Annotated in this window: 19 protein-coding genes; 7 read left to right on the forward strand and 12 right to left on the reverse strand. The window is 60.2% G+C overall.

The features are described from left to right. Positions 1-196 precede the first annotated feature (196 nt). Positions 197-1,633, reverse strand: coding sequence for a pyruvate kinase (gene pyk, locus BLW36_RS09340; RefSeq protein ID WP_091387579.1), 1,437 nt, complete (start codon positions 1,631-1,633; stop codon positions 197-199). Positions 1,634-1,823: 190 nt separating this feature from the next. Here pyk and BLW36_RS09345 point away from each other — a divergent pair, with 190 nt between their 5' ends. Both BLW36_RS09345 and BLW36_RS09350 read left to right on the forward strand, forming a co-directional pair. Further along, complete coding sequence (locus tag BLW36_RS09345) at positions 1,824-2,297, forward strand: META domain-containing protein (protein ID WP_091387581.1); 474 nt, start codon at positions 1,824-1,826, stop codon at positions 2,295-2,297. 64 nt (positions 2,298-2,361) lie between these two features. After that, a complete protein-coding gene (locus tag BLW36_RS09350; RefSeq protein ID WP_170833176.1) occupies positions 2,362-2,856 on the forward strand; it encodes an META domain-containing protein in 495 nt (164 codons plus the stop codon). Between the two features lie 273 nt (positions 2,857-3,129). Here the strand turns inward: BLW36_RS09350 and smrA are convergent, their stop codons facing one another. From smrA to BLW36_RS09380, 6 genes are all read right to left on the reverse strand, one after another. Further along, on the reverse strand, positions 3,130-3,720 hold the full coding sequence (gene smrA / locus BLW36_RS09355) for a DNA endonuclease SmrA (RefSeq protein ID WP_091387585.1): 591 nt from the start codon (positions 3,718-3,720) through the stop codon (positions 3,130-3,132). Positions 3,721-3,740: 20 nt separating this feature from the next. After that, positions 3,741-4,607 (reverse strand): SDR family oxidoreductase, encoded by an 867-nt coding sequence (locus tag BLW36_RS09360; protein ID WP_091387586.1) that lies wholly within the window; start codon positions 4,605-4,607, stop codon positions 3,741-3,743. Then, positions 4,579-5,049, reverse strand: coding sequence for an acyl-CoA thioesterase (locus BLW36_RS09365; protein ID WP_091387588.1), 471 nt, complete (start codon positions 5,047-5,049; stop codon positions 4,579-4,581). Before BLW36_RS09365 ends, BLW36_RS09360 begins: the two co-directional genes overlap by 29 nt. Before the next feature lie 132 nt (positions 5,050-5,181). Further along, positions 5,182-5,679, reverse strand: coding sequence for a protein-export chaperone SecB (secB, locus tag BLW36_RS09370; protein WP_091387590.1), 498 nt, complete (start codon positions 5,677-5,679; stop codon positions 5,182-5,184). Between the two features lie 175 nt (positions 5,680-5,854). Further along, complete coding sequence (gene grxC, locus BLW36_RS09375) at positions 5,855-6,115, reverse strand: glutaredoxin 3 (RefSeq protein WP_091387592.1); 261 nt, start codon at positions 6,113-6,115, stop codon at positions 5,855-5,857. Between the two features lie 42 nt (positions 6,116-6,157). Further along, positions 6,158-6,568, reverse strand: a complete 411-nt coding sequence (locus BLW36_RS09380; RefSeq protein WP_244506205.1) for a rhodanese-like domain-containing protein — start codon at positions 6,566-6,568, stop codon at positions 6,158-6,160. A 357-nt stretch (positions 6,569-6,925) separates the two neighbouring features. Here BLW36_RS09380 and gpmI point away from each other — a divergent pair, with 357 nt between their 5' ends. The 4 genes from gpmI to BLW36_RS09400 all read left to right on the forward strand — a co-directional run bounded on the left by gpmI (position 6,926) and on the right by BLW36_RS09400 (position 11,461). Beyond that, positions 6,926-8,476 carry a 2,3-bisphosphoglycerate-independent phosphoglycerate mutase gene (gene gpmI / locus BLW36_RS09385; RefSeq protein ID WP_091387593.1) on the forward strand — a complete coding sequence of 517 codons (1,551 nt, stop codon included), beginning with the start codon at positions 6,926-6,928 and terminating at the stop codon, positions 8,474-8,476. Beyond that, positions 8,473-9,603: a murein hydrolase activator EnvC family protein gene (locus tag BLW36_RS09390; protein WP_091387595.1), complete on the forward strand. Its 1,131-nt coding sequence runs from the start codon at positions 8,473-8,475 to the stop codon at positions 9,601-9,603. Before gpmI ends, BLW36_RS09390 begins: the two co-directional genes overlap by 4 nt. 146 nt (positions 9,604-9,749) lie before the next feature. Beyond that, on the forward strand, positions 9,750-11,099 hold the full coding sequence (locus BLW36_RS09395) for a S41 family peptidase (RefSeq protein WP_091387597.1): 1,350 nt from the start codon (positions 9,750-9,752) through the stop codon (positions 11,097-11,099). A 98-nt stretch (positions 11,100-11,197) separates the two neighbouring features. Next, positions 11,198-11,461 (forward strand): DUF6316 family protein, encoded by a 264-nt coding sequence (locus tag BLW36_RS09400; protein WP_091387599.1) that lies wholly within the window; start codon positions 11,198-11,200, stop codon positions 11,459-11,461. 616 nt (positions 11,462-12,077) lie between these two features. Here BLW36_RS09400 and BLW36_RS09405 read toward each other — a convergent pair. The 5 genes from BLW36_RS09405 to hisB form a co-directional block, all read right to left on the reverse strand. Continuing rightward, positions 12,078-13,064, reverse strand: coding sequence for a helix-turn-helix domain-containing protein (locus BLW36_RS09405; protein WP_091387600.1), 987 nt, complete (start codon positions 13,062-13,064; stop codon positions 12,078-12,080). 380 nt (positions 13,065-13,444) lie between these two features. Beyond that, positions 13,445-14,206, reverse strand: a complete 762-nt coding sequence (hisF, locus tag BLW36_RS09410) for an imidazole glycerol phosphate synthase subunit HisF (RefSeq protein ID WP_091387602.1) — start codon at positions 14,204-14,206, stop codon at positions 13,445-13,447. A 1-nt stretch (position 14,207) separates the two neighbouring features. Further along, the gene (gene hisA / locus BLW36_RS09415) at positions 14,208-14,939 is read right to left on the reverse strand and encodes a 1-(5-phosphoribosyl)-5-[(5-phosphoribosylamino)methylideneamino]imidazole-4-carboxamide isomerase (protein ID WP_091387603.1); all 732 of its coding nucleotides are present in this window, start codon (positions 14,937-14,939) and stop codon (positions 14,208-14,210) included. A gap of 90 nt (positions 14,940-15,029) precedes the next feature. Continuing rightward, positions 15,030-15,686 (reverse strand): imidazole glycerol phosphate synthase subunit HisH, encoded by a 657-nt coding sequence (hisH, locus tag BLW36_RS09420; protein ID WP_091387605.1) that lies wholly within the window; start codon positions 15,684-15,686, stop codon positions 15,030-15,032. Continuing rightward, the gene (gene hisB / locus BLW36_RS09425) at positions 15,686-16,273 is read right to left on the reverse strand and encodes an imidazoleglycerol-phosphate dehydratase HisB (protein WP_091387607.1); all 588 of its coding nucleotides are present in this window, start codon (positions 16,271-16,273) and stop codon (positions 15,686-15,688) included. Before hisB ends, hisH begins: the two co-directional genes overlap by 1 nt. Positions 16,274-16,358: 85 nt before the next feature. On the opposite strand from hisB, the gene BLW36_RS09430 reads away from it, so the two are divergent. Then, positions 16,359-16,691 (forward strand): hypothetical protein, encoded by a 333-nt coding sequence (locus tag BLW36_RS09430; protein ID WP_139304852.1) that lies wholly within the window; start codon positions 16,359-16,361, stop codon positions 16,689-16,691. Positions 16,692-16,693 lie beyond the last annotated feature (2 nt).

Here is a 16,693-nt window from a genome sequence, read left to right on the forward strand (position 1 = left end):
GTTGTATTCTGCTGGCCGTGGCCTTGGCGACAGGAGTTGCCGGTTGTTCGACAACCGCGCCCGAGGGAGCCCCCAAAACATTAAGTATGAATGGACACAAGTTTCGCTGTGTCGAACAGGAACTGGAGACCAAGATTCTGGTGCGTTGCGTGCGTGTGACCTAGCGGAAGCGCTGCGAACCTTTAGACGATTAGGGTCATTCGACACGCACTATGCGCAGTGTGTCAGTGCTGCCGCCAATATCCTGGTGGTAACCGCGGGAGACCAGCACGAAATCGCCGTTCTGCAGCAGGTTGCGCGTCTTCAGATAGCTGATGGCCTGCTGGTCCCGCGATGGCCCGTCCATGCCCTCCACGTCCATCAGTACCGGATCGACACCGCGATACAGGGCCACGCGGCTGCAACTGCTGTGGTGACGACAGAAGGCGAAAATCGGAATGTCCGAGCGCACCCGCGACATCAGCAGCGCGGTATTGCCCGTTTCGGTCTGGCAGATAATCGCCCGGATATCCCGGCAGTGGTTGGCGATAGTCATCGCCGCCATCGCAATACAGGCGTCGCCGGCCGGGTAGTTGTCCTGCATCACCCGCGGCGGTCGCCGGGTGGCGCGGTGCTTTTCCGCGCCGACGATCACGTCGGCCATATGCTCGACGGTTTCCACCGGATAGTCACCGGCGGCGGTCTCCGCCGACAGCATGACCGCATCGGTGCCGTCGAGCACCGCATTGGCCACATCGCAGACCTCGGCGCGGGTGGGCACCGGGCTCGAAATCATCGACTCCATCATTTGCGTCGCGGTGATCGCCACCCGGTTGAGGTGGCGCGCGCGGTGGATCAGGTGTTTCTGCACCCCCATCAGTTCCGCGTCGCCGATTTCCACTGCCAGGTCACCGCGGGCCACCATGATGGCGTCACTGGCGAGGATCAGCGCATCCAGGCTTGTCTCGTCGGCCACGGCTTCGGCACGCTCTATCTTGGCAACGATATGCGCAGTGCCGCCGGCGGCGCGCAGCAGCTGGCGCGCCTTGGTGATATCGGCTGCGTCGCGGGGGAAGGAGACCGCGAGATAGTCCAGCTCCAGTTCCGCGGCCACCTTGATATCCCGGCGGTCTTTCTGGGTCAGGGCCGGCGCAGTCAGACCGCCGCCCAGCTTGTTGATGCCCTTGTTGTTCGACAGCCAGCCACCGACTTCCACCACAGCAGTCAGGCTGCGGCCATCGATTTTCTGTACCCGCAACCGCAGGCGGCCGTCGTCCAGCAGCAACATGTCACCGACTGCGCAATCTTCAGCCAGCTCCGCGTAGTCGACAGACACACCTTTCACGTTGCCGCCTCCAACCGGCCAGTCGGGATCCAGCACGAATTCTGCGCCTTTCTCCAGTCGCGCACGCCCCTCGCTGAACTTGCCGACGCGAATCTTGGGGCCCTGCAGATCGCCCAACACCGCCACGTGCCGACCTTGGCGCGCGGCTTCCTCGCGTACTTGCTGTGCGCGGCGGCGGTGGTCATCGGCGATACCGTGGGAAAAGTTGAGGCGCACCGTGTCCACGCCGGCGGCGATCAACTGTTGAAGAATACCGCCCTTATCGGTGGCGGGACCGAGCGTGGCGACGATCTTGGTGCGTCTGATCATGGTGGACAACTTCCCTGCTATTGGTCGCCGTCTGCAATTCCTGCGATAGAGAAAGCATAGCTTGTCACCATAATCATCTCCCCGCAGCACACAGCAACTAAGCTTTCCCTAGCAGTTTTTTGGAGTCCGGCGCCCACTACTGATTGAAAGCGGCGCCATTGTTCAGGGAGAGAAAGGGAGTGGCACGCCAATGAGCAGATTCATGCAGCTGTGGCTGCTGGGAGCGGCGCTGGTGGTCGGCGGTTGTCTCGGCGTCGGTACCGAGGAGGCTCCCGTGGTCCAGTCGGCGGGCAATATGGGCGCCGTCTGCGGCAACAAATGGGAACTGAAACGCCTGCGGGTCAACGGCGAGGCCGTCGCCGTCACCGAGACCGAGCGCTTCACCTTCCTGTGTAATCTCGATGGCAATGTGATGGGCAAGAGCGGTGTCAATACCTACCGCGGTTCCATGCAGATCACCGACAACGGCCAGCTGCTGTGGGACACCGCCAGTTTCGCATCGACCAAGATGGCCGGGCCGGATGCGCTGATGCAGCAGGAAAATACCTATCTGCGCGCCCTCGCCGGTACCCGTCAGGCCTTTACCAAATCCGGTGGCGCGCGCCTGATACTTCGCGATCCCTCCGGGGACATCTATATAGAATATGTCAGGGTCGGACCTTGAACACGTCCACAGACGGGACGGTCCTTTTGAGGTTAAATGTCACAAAAATAACGAGACACCCCTCATGCTGCGATCCCACGAGCGCTTTCTCCCACTGATTCCGCTGGCGCTGTTGCTGTCCCTGTCGGGCTGCGGCACAGTTGAGGAATCCAGTCTGGCGGAAAGTGAGCAGGATCGGTCAGTCTGCGAACATCAGTGGTTACTGGAAAGCCTGTCGGTCGACGGGCGCGAGCACCGTTCACGTCTGCTGTGGAAGAAATTCTGGCGTGACCGTCCCTACCTTACCTGCGACGACCTCGGCTATGTGCGCGGCAGTGCCGGCACCAACCCCTACCTGGGCCGTTTCTCACTGTCCGCTAACGGGGAAATTTCCTGGCCCCAGGTTCCGGCGATATCGCGCATGAGCGATGTGCGGGACAGCAGCGAACTGGAAAAGGACTACTTGAAGGCACTGCCACAGACGGACAACCTCAAGGTGAAGGGCGATTCGCTGATTCTGCGCAGCGAGAGCGGTGACACCCGCCTCGAATTCAAGCGCGTCGATGAAATGCCACGCTAATTACTCCTGTCTGATACAGTCCGCCGGCCGCACGGCATCGCCAACTCAAAAAAATGGCGGCCTAACAGGCCGCCAAGTATTCGTAATCAAGAAGGGTAAAAATTCGCATTTCGCGAATTAAGAGAGAAGATCAACACCACCTGAAAATACTGCTCGAATCCTAGCGAGGCGGAAAAGCGCGGCATTCAGATGGCATCTTAGTTGGCAGTTGTGACAAACAGATGACAGGGGCGTCTGGTTTCCGGCCACTGTTCCCGAAGTACTGCAGTATTTCTATCGGTTGCGGCGCTGATGCTGCTCCAGGTTCTCCTGACGCTTGCGCTCGCTCTTGCGCAACAGAACGTAGGTGGCTCCCAGACCACCGTGCTTTTTTTGTGCGCTGTGGAAGGCCAGCACCTCATGGAGCTGCGGCAGCCAGTGATTGACGCAACTTTTCAGCAGTGCCGGCTGCTTGCGGCCCTCGCCCTTGCCGTGCGTGATCAGCGCACAACGCACGTCCGCTTCCACACAATCGCGCACAAATTCCAGCACTGCGCGACGCGCTAATTCCACCGAGTGGCGGTGCAAATCGAGGCGCGCATCGACCGCGTATTTGCCCAGGCGCAGATTGCGGTAAACGCCGTTCTGTACACCGTCGCGCTTGAATTCCAGCGGATCCCATGGATCGACGAGCTCGACATATTCACCGGAAAGGGGATTCAGATCGCTTACGGGTTCCTGAGTGGCGGACTCGCGCCGCGCTCGCCGGTTCAGCTCCGCATCTTTGCGCTCCTTGTTCAGGGACACGCGGCGCTCCTGCACCAGTGGTTTGACGTCGCCCAACTCGCCGAGCGCGTCTTTAAACAAATCGGTATCGCTGGTCAAAACACCTCCCCCCAGCTCAGTTACGGTTCGAGAAACAGGTCCACCGCCAACTGGTCGGCCTTGGCCGGATTATGGGCGTACTCGGTAAAGTCGTTGACACCGCGCTCGCCCAACAGCTCCTCGTCGATCAACTGACGGCCCGTGAGCAGGCCATTTTCTGTTACCAGAACCTCGTAGGCGGCATCGGCCATGACGGCCGGTTTACGGCTCTGCTCAAACATTTCGCGATTGCCCACGGCAAACTCGATCGCCGCGGTGGCGACCAGGGTGCGCGGCCACAGGGTAGTGACGCTGACGCCGGCCTCACGCAGTTCCTCGGCCAGGCCCATACTCAAGATGGTCATACCAAACTTCGACAGCGCGTAGGGGGCGAAAGGTCCCAGCCACTTCGGTTGCAGATTCAGCGGTGGCGACAGGCTGAGGATATGGCCGTTCGCCGACTGCTTCAGGTAGGGCATTGCCAGATGTGCCGTCAGGTACACGGCGCGGCTGTTGATGCTCTGCATCAGGTCGTAGCGTTTCGGCGGCGTGGATTCCACATTGGTCAGGTTGATGGCACCGGCATTGTTCACCACGGCGTCGATACCGCCGAACCGCTCCGCGGCCTGTTCCATGGCCTCTGCAACCCGCTGCTCGTCGCGCACATCTACCTGCAGGGCCAGCGCCTTGCCGCCAGCGGCCTCCACTTCTGACGCTACCGAGTGAATGGTGCCCGGCAGTTTCGGATGCGGCTCGGCGGATTTGGCCGCAATGACGATATTGGCCCCGTCGGCGGCGCACTTGAGCGCGATGGCGCGACCTATGCCGCGGCTGGCGCCGGTGATAAAGATCGTCTTGCCCTTCAGGGCTCCGCTGTTGTCAGTCAGGGTGAGATATTCTTCCGTCACTTTCGGCCTCCGGGGCTATGACTGCCGGGCAGTAAATTTCCTTGAAGATTGCGGGCATGCGCTTCGGCTTGCCGCTAGACAGCTCGATACACACCATCTGCCACTGGGCGCGCAGTATCAGCGCCTCATCGGCGGCGCGGAACACCTGGAATCGACGGGTCATATTGAGGCGCCCGTCCACTTTAGTGAGCCAGGTGCCGAACAGCAGCTCGTCGCCTTCCCTCGCCGCCAGTATATAGTCGTACTCGCCGTGACGGATGGCCATACCGCGGTCGAGTCCCTGGTAATTCGTGACATCCAGCCCCAGCGCCACACTGTGCGCCCAGCCGGCACGCTCGCACCAGCGCACGTATTCGGCATTATTGGCGTGATGCAGGCCGTCCACATGTTCCGGCTTTACAGTGACCTTCCAGATAAAGGGCCGCGGTAAATCCCACTGCATTGGCGGATATCCCGTTTTACTCTGATGTCCGGGAGCCTATGTGATCTCCGCGCCGGCGACAAGGCACGGCAGCGCGCGCGGCAGATACAAAAAAGGCCCCGAATGGGGCCTTTTCCGCGGTCGCTCGGAGACTTAGGCTTCCGTCTCTGTCTTCGCGCCTTCCGCCTGCTGCTGCGCTTGGGCCAGAGCCGCGGCGAACAGGGCATCGAAGTTGATCGGTGGCAGCATCAGGGCCGGGAAGGAGCCCTTGGTTACCACGTTGTCCACCACTTCGCGAGCGTAGGGGAACAGGATCTGCGGGCAGGCAGTGTTCAGCGCCTGAGCCAGCTGCTGACCTTCCAGACCCTGAATGGCGAACAGGCCGGCCTGCTTCACTTCCACCAGGAAAGCGGTGTCTTCTTCCAGCTTGACGGTAATGGTCAGAGTCAGAGCCACTTCATACAGATCTTCGTCGATCTTGGCGGTCTGAGTGTTCAGCTCCTGGTTGACCTGGGGCTTCCACTGTTTCTTGAAGACCTCGGCACCCATCGGGGTTTCGAAGGAGAGATCTTTCAGGTAAATGCGTTGCATCGCGAATTGCACTTGCGGGGCTTCCGCGTTTGCCGCTGCGCCGTTCTGTTCTTCAGCCATGTTACTGCCTGTTCTTTATATAAGTGGTTTATTCATGCCTTCCGTGAGAAAGACTCCCTGTATAAGCCTTTCAAATGGGGCCTTCGAATACCGTTTCAAGGCCGGAAATGGATTAATCACAACTTTTTGCTCCGGGCGTCGCTACCCGCGCTGTGACCGCCCGTTGCTGCAGGCGTCAGCGATTTGAGCCGAGCAGGCTATCCAGCTGGCGACTGCGCTCCAGCGCCATCAGCTCGTCGCAGCCGCCCACGTGGTGATCGCCGATCCAGATCTGCGGCACCGAGCGCCGGCCAGCCTTGGCGGCCATCTGCGCGCGCAGGTTCGGGTCGTTGTCTACCGCTATCTCGCGGTACTTCACGCCCTTGCTGTCGAGCAGCTGCTTGGCGCGAATGCAATAGGGGCAGAAACGGGTGGTGTAGATGACAACGTCTTGCATGACCGGATTCCGCTTAAACCGCAGCGTGTGATTACTTCAATATTAACTCTTGACCAGCGGCAGGTTCTGATTGGCCCACTCGCTCATACCGCCCTGCAGGCGTCGCACCTGGAAGCCCTGCTGCTTCAGCAGGCGACCCACGGGTCCGGCATGCTGGCCGAGTTTGTCGGCGACGATCAGCGGCTTGTCCTTGTACGGGGCCAGTTCACCAACCCGCTCGGCCACCTCGCCGTGGGGGATATGCACCGCGTCGACGATGTGGCCGGCGCTGTATTCGCTGCGGTCGCGCACGTCGAGTACCTTGGCGCCATCGACATTGATCAGGCGGGTGACTTCATGCACCGACGCCGGGGTGCCGGCCTTGTAACGCTCGCTCAGCGCGAATGCGTAGAGTAAAACCACCAGCAGGCTGACCAGCAGCCACTGCTCGCTCATAAAGACGAAAAAGTCCACTTCGCTTCCTTTTATTTCCAGCAATCCAACAGCTCGTCCTGACCCACTGGATTGTCGCCGGCAACAGGCTGACGCAGCTGCGTGGAGCCGCTTGCCTGTTGCGGGCTCGCGCCGGCCGTGGCCGGCGTCGGCGCATCCCCGCGCCGCATCGTTCGTTTTATTGTCAGTGGTGCCAGCGGCGCCCAATGCGGCGGGAGTATACACGATTGTGGCGAAATCTTAACCAGACCAACACCTTTTCACAGCAGGGCACACTGGATCCGGGTTCCTCCGCAGCGGACGTGGTTAAAGGGTGCACAAACGGGTTAAAATCCGCGTCCCCGAATGAATCCACACCGGCAGAGGAAACCTTTCGCTATGGCCGCTCCGCAACAACCGCACAAACGTCCCCTGGTCCTGTTGATCCTGGACGGCTTCGGCCACAGCGACAATCCCGAGCACAACGCCATTCACGCCGCCGACTCGCCGGTCTGGGACCAGATCTGGGCGACCAGGCCCAAGACGCTGATCCAGACGTCCGGCATGGCGGTGGGCCTGCCGGAAGGGCAGATGGGTAACTCCGAGGTGGGCCACATGACCCTCGGCGCCGGCCGGGTCGTCTACCAGAACTACACCCGTATCAACAAGGCGATCAAGGACGGCGACTTCTTCCGCAATCCCACCTATACGGCGGCGGTGGACAAAGCCATCGCCAACAATGGCGCCGTCCATATCATGGGCCTGCTGTCCGAAGGTGGCGTGCACAGCCATGAGGACCACATAATTGCGATGGTGACCCTGGCAGCCCAGCGCGGCGCCACGGAAATCTATGTCCACGCCTTCCTCGACGGCCGCGACACGCCGCCGCGCAGCGCCGAACCGTCCCTGGCGCGTGTGATTCAGGTGTGCGACGCCGTCGGCACCGCGCGCATCGCCACCATGGCCGGACGCTATTTCGCCATGGATCGCGACCAGCGCTGGGATCGGACCCAGTCCGTCTACGACCTGCTGACCCGCGGCGAAGCCAAGTATCAGGCTGAGGATGCCCTCGCCGGCCTGGCCGCCGCCTACGAGCGCGGCGAAAACGACGAATTCGTCGCCCCGACCCTGGTCGGCGCCGCGGCCCCGATCAAAGACGGCGATGCGCTCATTTTCATGAACTTCCGCCCGGACCGCGCGCGCCAGCTGACCCGCGCCTTCACCGAGGCGGATTTCTCCGGCTTCGATCGCGCCGTCACGCCAAAGCTGGCGGATTTCGTCATGACCACCGAATATGCGGCGGATATCCAGGCCAGCTGCGCCTTCCCGCCGGAAAACCTGGTGAACTCTTTCGGCGAATACCTGGCCGCCGAGGGCAAGACCCAGCTGCGCATCGCCGAGACCGAGAAGTACGCCCACGTGACCTTCTTCTTTAGCGGCGGCCGCGAGGAGCCCTTCGCCGGGGAGACCCGCGAACTGATCAAGTCGCCGAACGTCGCCACCTACGACCTGCAGCCGGAAATGAGTGCGCCGGAGGTTACCGAAAAACTGGTGGCCGCCATCGACAGCGGCACCTACGACGCGATCATCTGTAACTATGCCAACGGCGATATGGTCGGCCATACCGGCGTGTTCGAGGCCGCGGTAAAGGCGGTGGAAGCGCTGGATGTCTGTGTCGGCCGGGTAGTGAACGCGGCCCTGGCCGCCGGCGGGGAGGTACTGATCACAGCCGACCACGGCAACGTCGAGGAGATGTTCGACGCCGGTTCCGGCCAGGTCAGCACCCAGCACTCCACATTGCCGGTGCCGTTCGTCTATATTGGTGAGCGCAACGTGCGCCTGCGTGATGGTGGCAGCCTGGCGGACGTCGCTCCGACCATGTTAGCGTTAATGAACCTGCCGCAACCGGCGGAAATGACCGGCCACAGTCTGGTGCAATTCGACCAATGAAATATTTCGCCATAATTCTTTTCGCACTGCTGTCCCTGCCCGCCTGGTCGCAAGCGGCCGCGGACGAGGACCAGCAGGCGCGTCTCGCCGAAATCAAGCAGCGTATCGAGTCGCTGCAGGCAGAGCTGAACCAGGTGCGCAGTCAGCGCGACCAGCTGCTGAAGGACCTGGAGAAGAACGAGAAGGATATCTCGGAACTGCACAAGCGCATCGACCAGATCAAGCGGGACATGCGCAGCCGCACTGACAAGCTGCAGGAGCTGAAACAGGAACAGCAGCAGCTGGAGGAATCGCGGCGAAGTATGCAGCGGCGGGTCGAGCAGGAAGTCGCCGCCGCTTACCGACTCGGCAGACAGGAGCAGATCAAACTGCTCCTGAACCAGCAAGACCCACAAGACATCGCCCGCCAACTCCGCTACCACGAATACTTCCTCCAAGAACGCAGCCGCGTCATCGACGACTACCTCGACACCCTCACCTCCCTGCAGACCGTCAGTACCTCGATCGAGCGCGAACGCGATACGCTCGACGGGGAACGCCGACAGTTGCAGGACCGGGAAACCCAGTTGCGCGGTGCACAGCGCGACAGGAGCAGGACGCTGGACAAGCTGGCGGCGCGACTGGCGGACAAGAGCGGTGAGCTACAGCAGTTAAAGAACGATCGCTCGCGCCTGCAGAAATTGGTGGACGAAGTGGGCCGCGCCATCGCCTCCCTGGTGAGCCCCCAGGATCAGCAGCCGTTCGCCAAACAGCGTGGGCGCATGCAGTGGCCGGTCAAGGGTCGTCGCGCCAACGCCTACGGCCAACGCCGCGCTAACGGCATCACCTGGAAGGGCATCACCATCCGCGCCAACGAGGGCGAGCCGGTGCGTGCCATTCACCGCGGCCGCGTGGTGTTCTCCGACTATCTGCGCGGCCAGGGCATGCTGATGATTCTGGATCACGGCGACGGCTATATGAGTCTCTATGCGCACAACCAGTCGCTGACCCGCAGCCTCGGTGAGTGGGTCGAGAGTGGCGATACGGTTGCCCGCGTAGGCAACAGTGGCGGACTGACGCACAGCGGTGTCTACTTCGAAATCCGCCACCGCGGCAAGCCGCAGGATCCCACCCGCTGGTGCCGCTGACAATTCCACTCTATCGGGGCGACCTGCGGCGGTCGCTCCTAATAAAATCGCGCGGTTGAGTCAGCCGCCAACTTAAAAACCCTGCCTGCCGCCGCGGTCTACACTTTCGCAAAGAAGCGAAGAAATAAGGCAGAGGTTTCAACGACATGTTCACGCCCAAAGCGCTGACCACTTTTATCGGCGCAGCCGCCCTCACCGCACTGCCCCTGATGGGGCTGAGCGAAGGCGGTACCACGCCACAACTGATTCCAGAAACTACAAGCCGTCTGCCGCTTGAAGACTTGCGCAGCTTCGCCAAAGTATTCGAACAGATCCGCCAGGGCTACATCGAAGAAGTGGACGACAGCACCCTGCTTGAGTATGCAATCAAGGGCATGCTGCAGGGCCTTGATCCGCACTCGTCCTATCTGGATCGTGAATCCTTCGACGACCTGCAAGCCAATACCACCGGCGAGTTTGCCGGCCTCGGCATAGAGGTGGGTATCGAGAACAACCATATCACTGTGGTCACGCCGATGGACGACACCCCGGCCGCCCGCGCCGGGCTGAAGGCCGGCGACATCATCCTGCGCCTGTCCGGCAAATCCATGAAAGGGGTCAGCCTCGACGAGGCGGTAGAGCGCATGCGCGGGCCCAAGGGCAGCAGCGTCACCCTGACGATCGCGCGCAAGGGTTACAAGGCACCCTTCGAAGTGACCCTGAAGCGCGACACCGTGCGTGTGCGCAGCGTGCGCGGAAAAATTATCGACGATGGCTACGGCTACCTGCGCATCAGCCAGTTCCAGCTGGACACCGGCAACGATGTCGCGCGGGAGGTCCGCAAGTTGCAGAAAGCCGGCAAGCTGAAAGGCTTGATCGTCGACCTGCGCAATAACCCCGGCGGCGTGCTGCAGTCTTCGGTGGAAGTGGCCGACGTATTTCTTGAAGAGGGCCTGGTGGTCTACACCGAAGGGCGCGCCGAATCCTCCAACCTCAGCTATTCCGCCGAACCCGGCGACCTGACCGAGGGCGCGCCGCTGGTGGTACTGATCAACGCAGGCTCTGCCTCCGCGGCGGAAATCGTCGCCGGCGCGTTGCAGGATCACCGCCGCGCAGTGGTGATGGGTACCGACAGCTTCGGCAAAGGTTCCGTGCAGACGGTGATTCCGATCAACAACGAACGCGCAATCAAGCTGACCACCGCGCTCTACTTCACGCCCAATGGCCGCTCGATTCAGGCCCAGGGCATAACCCCGGATATCGTCGTCGAGCGGGTCAAGGTAACCCGGCTGCAGGAGCGCGCCCGCTCCACCGAAGCCGACCTGGCCGGCCACCTCGGCAATGGCAACGGCGGCAAGGATCGCAACGCGGCTGATCGCGCTAAAGAACAAGAGAACCGCGACGACTGGTATGATCGCGACAACCAGATATTCGAGGCACTCAATGTGCTCAAGGGTTTAAACCTTTACGCGCAGAGGGAGAGGGGATTGCGGGAGCGTGTAGCGCGCGCAGATTGATCCCGCCACGGAAGTACCGGGCGAAACCCTGTATTCGCCCTTTCGGCAGTTAACGAAACCGCGCGAGTTATGTTCGTGCACGGTTTTGGTAGGTGGTTATGCAGCAGTATCGCGCCGGCGAAGAGGGGCAGCCCCTTCCCCCACGTTCCGATCGCTTCTACAAAGTGGGAGATGACTGGTACTTCCAGGTGCGCGGCGGCGCCTGCTTTGGGCCCTTCACCTGCCGCGGCGAGGCCGAGCGCGCGGTACGCATTTACTTTTCCCACAGCCAAGATACCGACGCAACCCCGGCCGGCAACGGCGCCGTCATTCACCCGTTTGGCAGCCTGCGCGCCAAGCGCTGGCGAAAACAGTTCCGCTAACCACTCCCCAGCCCGACGGTCAGAGCCTTTAAAAAATTCCCATGCGGATTCACCTTCCGATATGACCAGATGCAAAACGCATCGACGGCAGCCTGACCGCGCCAGCAATAAAAAAGGCGTCAGGAAAACCTGACGCCTCAAGCCATCGCCCAGAATTCAAGCTGCCCTGGAACCGCCATTTCCCTATGACGAACTGCCAGCCAACCGTCCCGGTCAGCCCCAAGGCCTGCGCCATAAGTTCGATTTGGAACTTATCGGAACGCAGTACCTATTAAACAAATTACGAACAGGCGGTGCTTATACGGGTTACTACAAATTGTGATACTGAATACTACAGATAACCTACCGCTTAAATTAGACGCCACCCCTGCGTAGGAAAACTCTAATCACAAATACCTCGCTCCAGTCGCAGTCGTATGTGCAAGGTTGTTTATACGCAGCTCCTGCCTGGAAATATTCATCACGCTCATCGAGCAATATCTGTCAGAAAAACTTGGCCTGGCGTGACACTGAGGATCTCTATTCCACTGAGATTTTGTAAGCTCACTTCAGCTTATTTCGCTGCACGCCATTAATCCATAGAGCGATTTCTTCCAGAAGAGTTTATTCACCGCTTTCAGCTAGCTTCTCCAGAACTCGAATTGGCTCGGACTTCAGACGGTGTCAAATTAAAGCGGCGCTTGAAGGCACGATTGAACCAGGCGAGATTGTTGAAGCCCACCTTATACGCAAGAGCGGAGACACTTTCACGAGGAAAAGCAGGGATCAATAGTTGCCGATAAACCCAATCCAAGCGCAGACCGATGAGATAGTCACAAAACGACATGCCGGCGTCATAGAACATCTTGCGAACATATTGAGGAGAGATATGAAGATGGGCAGCCACGCGATCGACGTTCAGCTCTGGATTCTTCAGGTTTTCATAAATGTAGTGGCGAACCGCGCGGAACCGGGCCTCTTTCAAGCCGCGATTTCTTGCCGCATGCTCTGTCTCGGCATCTACCTGCAGAACGAGCGCAGCCAGATCCTGTATATGCAATGAGGCAACACTTGCAGCCTGCGCAGATATTTTTTCTCGCGCATCGACAAGATCTGCGACGTAACGCAGCAGCAGAGTCAAGCTAGCGGAATCTGTCGGCGTACTCTTTTTCGCAATCACCGAATCAGGGTCCGCCAGACGACGTTCGAATATTTTTCCTGGCAGACTTATTGACGTTACATTAAGGAAATCGCTACACCCTGCCTCGAAAGGATCTTCCAATGGAGCCAGGTAAACTTGCCCGGGAGCGAAGGTTTCAGGCTGCTTGTCGCGAAATGAAAAAGTTGCGTTACCGGAAGTGGGCATAACCAGCATCAGCGAATCATCGCCATCCGCAATATGGCTGTATGTGCGTCTCGACTGATGTGGGGATATCTGGAGCTGTGCGACGGCAACCTGGGGCATCTCCAGTCCGGCGGCCTCGACAGTACCATCGCGCCCGACACCCTGTATCTCCACACCGCAGATCGGCGAATAAACCTCTGCGAATGCGGCCTCCCTATCTTCAGGGGAATAGGCGCTGGAAGAAAAAGTAAAATAAGTAATACGGCCGCTCCTTGGCATCGGCACAGGTATTTTTCATATACCGGCGCCGGTATTGTGGCCACTTACATTTTCCCGGCGCCCTTACTGGCGATCCGGCTTCACAATTCGACTCTGGTGGACTCGCTTGTCCATTCCATCGAAAAAACGGCAGCCCTACCTGTTTCGAGAGAGTGAGTCGGGATTCGGGTGTTATTGGACCATTGATTAAATAGGCGAAAACTCACTTCCATACATCCAACGAAGAAGTTTAGCCCATCATGACCACGCTGCCCCGAATAGAGCCAAGTGAGTGCGCAAAAGACAGGATATTCAGCATCGAAATTCACTGAACAGCTTATCCAGTCCAAGCGGGAAAGTAACGGAAAGACGTAAAGATTTTTATAGGTGCCAGAAAAAAACTAGAGCCGCATTTCGATGCCCGCATCCTGCATATATTTCTTCGCCTCGGCGATGCTGTATTCTCCAAAGTGAAAAATGCTCGCGGCCAGCACCGCATCGGCACCACCCTTTAACACGCCGTCGGCGAGGTGCTGCAGATTGCCGACGCCGCCGGATGCAATCACCGGCACCGGCACCGCGTCGGTAACCGCGCGGGTCAGCGCCAGATCAAAGCCGTTCTTGGTGCCATCCCTGTCCATGCTGGTCAGCAGGATTTCGCCGGCGCCAAGCTCGGCCATCTGTTTCGCCCAGGCAACCGCATCTATGCCGGTGGGCTTGCGACCGCCGTGGGTGAAGATTTCCCACCGGTTATCCGCCACCTGCTTCGCATCGATGGCAACGACGATGCACTGGCTGCCGAAGCGCTCGGCGGCCTCGCGTACGAATTCGGGATTCTTTACCGCGGCGGAATTGATCGCCGTCTTGTCGGCACCGGCATTGAGCAGGTTGCGAATGTCCTGCAGGGTGCGCACACCACCGCCGACGGTCAGCGGAATAAAGACTTCCGAAGCCATCTTTTCCACGGTGTGTAGCGTGGTATCGCGCTCTTCGTGGGTGGCGGTGATATCGAGAAAGGTGATTTCGTCGGCACCGGCCTCATTGTAGCGGCGCGCGATTTCCACCGGGTCGCCCGCATCGCGGATATCGACGAAGTTCACGCCCTTCACCACGCGGCCGGCGTCAACATCCAGGCAGGGGATTATGCGTTTCGCGAGGCCCATCTTATTTGTCCCAGTCATCGCAGAGCTGCTGCGCCTCGTGCAGGTTCAGCTTGTCTTCGTAGATCGCGCGGCCGGTAATGGCCCCATAGATTTCACCGGCTTCGAGTAGCTGGCGAATATCCTCGATACTGCTGACACCGCCGGAGGCGATTATCGGGATCTGCACGGCGTGCGCCATTTCCAGTGTGGCCTCGATATTTACGCCCTGCATCATTCCGTCGCGGGCGATGTCGGTATAGACGATGGCACTGACACCACAGTCCTGAAACTGCTTGGCGAGCTCGGTGGCTTTTACATCGGAAACTTCGGCCCAGCCCTCGGTGGCGACAAACCCGTCCTTGGCGTCGAGGCCGACGATGATGTGGCCTTCAAATTCTTTACAGGCTTCTTTGACCAGCTTGGGATTCTTTACCGCAGCGGTGCCAATGATGTTCCAGGTAACCCCGGCGTCCAGATACCATTCGATGGTTTTCAGGTCGCGAATGCCACCACCGATCTGGATGGGGAATTGGGGAAACTGACGGGCGATGCTGTTAACGGCGTCGGCATTGACGGGGTTGCCGGCAAAGGCGCCGTTGAGGTCGACGATATGCAGACGCTTGGCACCCTGGCTGAGCCAGTGCTCGGCGGTAGCAACCGGGTCATCGGAGAAGACAGTGGCGTCTTCCATCTCGCCCTGGCGCAGGCGCACACACTGGCCGTCTTTCAAGTCAATTGCGGGAATTACGATCATGGTCAGTCTTTCAATCGGCAGTAAATGTAAATCCTGGCGGCGGTGTCAGTGCCGCAGCGGAGCAGCGGCGGCATCGCAAGCGCGGACAACCTAAGTGCGGCCGTTCCAGGCGGTAAAGTTCTTCAGCAGCTGCAGGCCCGCATCCGCACTCTTTTCCGGGTGGAACTGGGTGGCAAAAATATTCTCGCGCGCCACCGCGGCGGCGAGGGAGACGCCGTATTCGGTCCGCCCGGCGACATCCGCATTGTTCTCGGCGGGCACATAGTAACTGTGTACGAAATAGAAGCGGCTGCCATCCTCGATATCGCTCCACAGTGGGTGCGCGCGCGTCTGTTCGACGCGGTTCCAGCCCATATGGGGGACTTTCAGGCGCTCATCGTTTTCCCGCAGGCCAGCGCCGAAAAACTTCACCGGCTGCGGGAAAATATCCAGGCAGTCGACACCGTTGTTCTCCTCGCTGCGGCGCATCATGATCTGCATGCCGACGCAGATACCGAGCACCGGCAGGCCGGAATCGATGGCGTCGCGCAGCAGCGGCACAAAACCGGCCTCGACAAAACCCGCCATGCAATCGCGAATGGCGCCGACACCCGGCACCAGCAGGCGGTCGGCGCCCTGGGCCTGCTCCGGCGTGGTCGCCAGCACCACCTCGTCGGCGGGCGCGACCTTTTGCAGGGCGCTGGCCACCGAGTGCAGGTTGCCCATGCCGTAGTCGAGCACCGCTATTTTTTGCCTTGAAGAGGGCATCACAGCACGCCCTTGGTGGACGGCATGGTGCCGGCCATGCGCGGATCCGGCGTCAGCGCCATGCGCAGCGCGCGGCCGAAGGCCTTGAACACCGTCTCCACCTGGTGGTGGGCGTTGTGCCCCTTCAGGCAGTCGATGTGCAGAGTCACCAGGGCGTGATTCACGAAGCCCTGGAAGAACTCATAGAACAGCTCGGTATCGAAGTTGCCGATGCGCTTCTGGGTAAATGGCACGTCCATGACCAGCCCCGGGCGACCGGAGAAGTCGATCACCACCCGCGACAGTGCCTCGTCCAGCGGCACGTAGCTGTGGCCGTAGCGGGTCATGCCCTTCTTGTCGCCGAGCGCCTCGGTGATCGCCTTGCCGAGGGTGATGCCGATGTCCTCCACCGTGTGGTGGTCGTCGATATGCACGTCGCCGTCGCAGGAGATATCCAGGTCGATCATGCCGTGGCGGGCAATCTGGTCGAGCATATGCTCGAGAAAGGGCACCCCGGTGTCGAACTGACCACGGCCGTCACCGTCCAGGTTGACGCTGACGGTGATCTTGGTTTCCAGGGTGTCGCGGTTGACGCTGGCCTTGCGCATCGGGAAGCCGTCCTCTTTTCAGGCGATAAGACAGGAGGCGCGAATTATAGGACGAATGGGGCTCCCTGTGACCGGATAGTGTCAGATGAAACTTGATTCCGTACCGCGGACAAATATCATACGCTGCATGATCATTCACACCCGCCAAAAATCCCGTTTCTGGGCCAGCCTGTTGCTGCTGATCGCATTGATCGCGGCACAGCCGGTATTGGCGGAGCATGTCCATTTCGTGGATCCCTCGCACGAGCTGTGCGACCTGTCCTTCCACCAGCTGTCCACCGCCGCCGGCAGCGAGTACCGCGTGGCCCTTCCGGCACCGGTTGCCCACTACCTGCGCCAGAGCGCACCGGTGCCAGGCGACAGCCAGCCCGAGCGTCAGGCCGCCCGCGGCCCACCACCCCTCCTGTCACCCGCTTAAAC

The sequence above is a fragment of the Microbulbifer marinus genome (genome assembly GCF_900107725.1).
Taxonomy (GTDB): domain Bacteria; phylum Pseudomonadota; class Gammaproteobacteria; order Pseudomonadales; family Cellvibrionaceae; genus Microbulbifer; species Microbulbifer marinus.